Raw genomic sequence first — 633 nt, 5'->3', positions numbered from 1 at the left:
GTTGACGATCGTCAGCGTGCCGGAGGTGGTGAGGCGGCCGACGAGGAGGTTGGCGACGGTCTGGCCGGCGGCGAAGTTGGCGGTGGAGCTGCCGGTGGTGGCGGTCGAGTCGGCGCTGAGGAAGCCGGCCGCCCGGGGTGAGGTGGCGGTGAGGTTGATCGCGGCGGCGGTCGCTCCGGCGGGCACGGGTGACCCGGTGACGCCGGCGACCTTGATGGTGAGCGAGGCGCCGGCGGCGATCGCGGTGCGGACGGGGTTGGATGTCGTGCCGACGCGGGTGTCGAGCAGGCGAGTGGGCGTCGTGCTCGTCCACCGCTGGCTCGTGCCGCTGGTGGTGAGGTAGCCGGTGACGTCGGCGATGACCTGCACGGTGCCGGCGGAGTGGTTGACGATCGTCAGCGTGCCGGAGGTGGTGAGGCGGCCGACGAGGAGGTTGGCGACGGTCTGGCCGGCGGCGAAGTTGGCGGTGGAGCTGCCGGTGGTGGCGGTCGAGTCGGCGCTGAGGAAGCCGGCCGCCCGGGGTGAGGTGGCGGTGAGGTTGATCGCGGCGGCGGTCGCTCCGGCGGGCACGGGTGACCCGGTGACGCCGGCGACCTTGATGGTGAGCGAGGCGCCGGCGGCGATCGCGGTGCG

The 633-nt window shown here is 73.9% G+C and carries 1 protein-coding gene; it reads right to left on the bottom strand.

What is annotated here, in order from left to right; translation table 11 throughout:
- On the bottom strand, window positions 1-633 hold a 633-nt coding region (locus tag AC1DW8_RS22620; protein ID WP_478095946.1), incomplete at both ends, for a hypothetical protein.

The organism is Terrabacter sp. P2_E3, assembly GCF_056403915.1.
The sequence above is the reverse complement of the archived record's forward strand: the minus strand, read 5'-3'. Positions and strand labels throughout refer to the sequence as shown.